We start from the raw sequence: 3,732 nt of genomic DNA on the forward strand, positions 1-3,732 counted from the left end.
GACCAGTCTCCCAGCGTTGCCTGGACCACTGCGAGCGCGGCGACCGCCGCGGTGTCGGCGCGCAGGATGCGCGGCCCGAGCGAGATCGGCATCGTATTGGCGCGCGCCCGGATCAACTGCCGCTCGGCCTCGTCGAAGCCGCCCTCCGGCCCGATCAGGACAGCGAGCGGGGCCGGCGCCCGCGCGGCCAGCGCCGCGACGGGGCTCGCCTCCTCGGCCCCCTCGTCGCAAAAGATCAGCAGGCGATCAGGCGCAAGGCCGGAGAGCGCCGATTCCAGCGACTTCTCCTCCCGGATCGCGGGCAGGCCGAGGATGCCGCATTGCTCCGCAGCCTCGACGGCGTTGGCGCGCATACGATCGAGATTGAGCCGCGAGACCTGCGTGCGCCGCGTGAGCACGGGCTGCAGAACGCCGGCCCCCATCTCGACGGCCTTCTGCGCCATGTAGTCGAGCCGCGCGTGCTTCAGTGGCGCGAAGAGATAATGCAGATCGCTCTCCGGCGGCTGCGGCCTGACCTGCCGGACAAGCGAGAGCGTCGCCTGCTTGCGCCCCTCCGGCACGAGGCTCGCCAGCCACTCGCCGTCGCGCCCGTTGAAGACGAGTACGACGTCGCCGGCCTTGAACCGCAGGACGTTGAGGAGATAATTCGCCTGCTCCCGCTCCAGCGGAACTGCGACCCCGGCCGAGAACGAGAGGTCCAGGAACAGCCGGTGGCGGGCGAAATCGGGTACGGACATGTGGGCAGGCGCCTCCGCGGCGGATCTTGACGGTTGAGCGTGGCAGGAAAAACGCCACAATCTTGCACTAGCAGCGAGCAGCTCCCGACATACGAAGAGTAGACTCGCAAGGGTCGTTCGCGTTAACAGCGCCTGCTGTTAAGGACATATTTAAGGATCGGCCAGATCGGCCGGCAAGCTGGAGAGGGACATCATGCGGCGCGGGTTGGCATCTGGTGTGGTTGCGACCATCGGGCTTGCCCTGGCATCTGTCATGTCTGCCGCGCCGGCCCAGGCTCAAGCCCCGGTTTCCGGCTGCGAACAGATCCAGAAGCTGCTTGCCGAGCGCCAGTCGATCGTCGCCCGGCTTCAGGCCTCGCAGAAGGCCAAGAAGAAGATGACCCCGCAGGACGCCTGCAGCACCTTCGGGCGCCTCGTCAACAATGGCGAAGCCGCGCTCAAGTTCGCTGCCGCCAACCAGGACTGGTGCCAGATTCCCGGCGCGTTCATCGACGGCATGAAGGCGGACAACCAGAAGGTCGTCACCTACCGCACCCAGGCCTGCAACGCGGTGAAGCAGCAGGCGGCGATGCAGCGGCGGGCCCAGCAGCAGGCGCAGGGCGCGAACCCGTTCGGTGGCGCCGATTCGATCACGAGCGGCGCCGGCGGCGGCATGCGCGTTCCGCAAGGCGCCCTCTGACCGGCGAGTTCGGCCATGCCGGAGCCGGCACCGCTCCACGCCACCTCCGGATCTGACGGCGTCCTTCCCGACGCGCTCAAGGGCCATTGGGTCGATACCCGCGCGCCGCGGGCGGCCCGCCCGTTCCTGAAGCTCGCCCGCATCGAGCGCCCGATCGGCTGGTGGCTGCTGCTGCTGCCCTGCTGGTGGGCGGCCGGGCTGGCCGCGATCGCCGCGGGCAGGCCCTATCCCGATCCCTGGCACTGCCTGCTCTTCCTGATCGGCGCGATCCTGATGCGCGGCGCGGGCTGCACCTTCAACGACATCATCGACCGCAAGCTCGACGCCGAGGTGGCGCGGACCCGCGGTCGCCCGCTGCCCTCGGGCCAGGTGACCGCCAGGGCGGCCGCCCTGTTCATGGTCGCGCAATCGCTCGGCGGGCTCGTCGTGCTCCTGCAATTCAACCGCTTCACGATCCTGCTAGGCATCGCCTCGCTCGCCATCGTCGCGGTCTACCCGTTCATGAAGCGGATCACGAACATGCCCCAGTTCGTGCTCGGGCTCGCCTTCTCCTGGGGCGGGCTCATGGGCTGGAGCGCCGTGTTCGGGCGGCTCGATCCGCCGGCCTATCTGATCTATGCGGCGGCGATCGCCTGGACGGTCGGCTACGACACGATCTACGCGATGCAGGATATCGAGGACGACGTCATCGCCGGCATCAAGTCGAGCGCACGCTATTTCGGCGATCACACGCGCGAGGCGGTGGCGATCTGCTTCGGCCTGGCGACGACCTTGACGGCGATCGCGATCTGGCTCGTCGGCGGGGGTATCTTCGCCTGGCTGGGTCTTGCCGCCTTCGCCGGCCATCTCGGCCGGCAGGTGACACGCATCACCGGCGCGAGCGCGCCGGAAGCGCTGGTGCTGTTCCGCTCGAACCGCAATGCCGGGCTGGTGCTCGCCGCCGGGCTCGCGCTCGACACGATCGGGCGGTCGCTGCTGAGCTAATCGGTCAGCTTGTCGCCGGAGACCATGACCGGCAGTTCCGCGACGCGACCGGTCTTGCGTCGGGTCAGGAAGCGCGGACGTCGGCCATTGAGCAGGCCATGACGGCGCCGGATGCGCACCGGCCCGAGCGCCACGCGGCCGATCTGCGGGAAAGGCTCGCTCACCGCACCATCGGCGGTCTCGAGCAGCAGCGGCAGGCCGCTCGCCCGGCCGAAATCGCGCCAGAGCGCGACGGCGTCGCTCTCGTCCGCCGTGGCCACGACGACGGATCTGCCGTCACCCGCGGTCAGGGCCAGTTCGAAGCGGTCGTCATCGCCCGTGGGGTTGGCCAGACGCAGCGCCACACCCCGCCAGCTGGCAGTGCCGCGCAGGATGCGCACCGAGCCGACCCGCTCGATCGCGGGCGCCGCCGGCCGCGCCGGCATCGGATTTCTGGAAACGATCGCTGTGGTGGTCGACTCGCCGGGAAGATGCGGCACAAAGCCACCCTCCCCGGCGGCCGGCGTGACGCTGGCCATCGGTTATAACGCCTCTCTCAATCCCTGCTGCAGCGGAGCCCTCTGTCGAATGCGGGGCTCTCGTGCTTGCCATGTGAGGATGTGCCGCAGCCGTGTCCGAGCGCTTAAGGGGTTCGGTTAAAGGATGGTGTTTCGGCCGTTCCAGAGGTTCGAAAGCGCGGTTTCGGGGCGGATGCTTGACGGAATCTTTCGATATCCCGCCGCATTTTCGGCTTGAAACGGCGCGCCCTGCGGCCGATACGGAGGCATGCACGCCATGACGCCCCCGACCGCGACCGAGCTGATGAAGGCGGTCTGCGACAGCTGTCTTGAAGCCGGAATCCTCGCACTCGACCTCTTTCGCCCCGGCGCGCAGACGGCGGCGCGCACCTGGGCCAAGAGCGGCGGCTCCCCGGTGACGGAGGCCGATATCGGCGTCGACACCTTCCTGCGCATCCGCCTTTCGGCCCTGCTGCCGGAGGCCGCCTGGCTCTCGGAGGAAACGGTCGACGATGCGCAACGCCTGACGCACCGTTTCGTCTGGGTGGTCGATCCCATCGACGGCACCCGCGCCTATATGAGCGGCTCGCCGGACTGGGCCGTCTGCGTCGCCCTGCTCGATGCCGGCCAGCCAGTGCTCGGCGTCGTACACGCCCCCGCCTGCAATGCCACATACACCGCGCTGAGCGGCGGCGGCGCCCGGCGCAACGGCGAGCCGATCCGCGCCTCTCAGGCGGCGAGCCTCGCCGGCACGCGCATCGCCGGGCCCAAGCCTATGCTCGACGCGCTCGCCCAGACCGAGCAGTTCGAGGCCGTCCCCAAAATTCCTTCGCTG

The 3,732-nt window shown here is 69.1% G+C and carries 5 protein-coding genes; 3 read left to right on the top strand and 2 right to left on the bottom strand.

Annotated features, from left to right (window positions below):
- Positions 1–737 (bottom strand): 16S rRNA (uracil(1498)-N(3))-methyltransferase (locus ACIPIA_RS12055; protein ID WP_400509792.1); only part of this gene is annotated, 737 nt, incomplete at its 3' end.
- 253 nt (positions 738–990) lie between these two features.
- Between ACIPIA_RS12055 and ACIPIA_RS12060 the strand changes: the two genes are divergently transcribed.
- Positions 991–1,416 (top strand): hypothetical protein, encoded by a 426-nt coding sequence (locus ACIPIA_RS12060; protein ID WP_400509794.1) that lies wholly within the window; start codon positions 991–993, stop codon positions 1,414–1,416.
- A 15-nt stretch (positions 1,417–1,431) separates the two neighbouring features.
- Positions 1,432–2,400, top strand: a complete 969-nt coding sequence (ubiA, locus tag ACIPIA_RS12065) for a 4-hydroxybenzoate octaprenyltransferase (protein WP_400509797.1) — start codon at positions 1,432–1,434, stop codon at positions 2,398–2,400.
- On the opposite strand, the gene ACIPIA_RS12070 is transcribed toward ubiA, so the two are convergent.
- Positions 2,397–2,918 (bottom strand): DUF6101 family protein, encoded by a 522-nt coding sequence (locus ACIPIA_RS12070; protein ID WP_400509799.1) that lies wholly within the window; start codon positions 2,916–2,918, stop codon positions 2,397–2,399. The genes ubiA and ACIPIA_RS12070 overlap by 4 nt on opposite strands.
- A 256-nt stretch (positions 2,919–3,174) precedes the next feature.
- Between ACIPIA_RS12070 and ACIPIA_RS12075 the strand changes: the two genes are divergently transcribed.
- The coding region (locus ACIPIA_RS12075) for an inositol monophosphatase family protein (protein WP_400509801.1) at positions 3,175–3,732 on the top strand (558 nt) is incomplete at its 3' end.

It is taken from the genome of Allobosea sp. CER48, from assembly GCF_044752385.1.
Lineage (GTDB): Bacteria > Pseudomonadota > Alphaproteobacteria > Rhizobiales > Beijerinckiaceae > Allobosea.

Excerpts from the sequence above, each read along its gene's own strand:
- ACIPIA_RS12060 (WP_400509794.1), top strand. The coding sequence starts at position 991 with ATGTCTGCCGCGCCGGCCCAGGCTCAAGCCCCGGTTTCCGGCTGCGAA.
- ACIPIA_RS12070 (WP_400509799.1), bottom strand. The coding sequence starts at position 2,918 with ATGGCCAGCGTCACGCCGGCCGCCGGGGAGGGTGGCTTTGTGCCGCAT.
- ubiA (WP_400509797.1), top strand. The coding sequence starts at position 1,432 with ATGCCGGAGCCGGCACCGCTCCACGCCACCTCCGGATCTGACGGCGTC.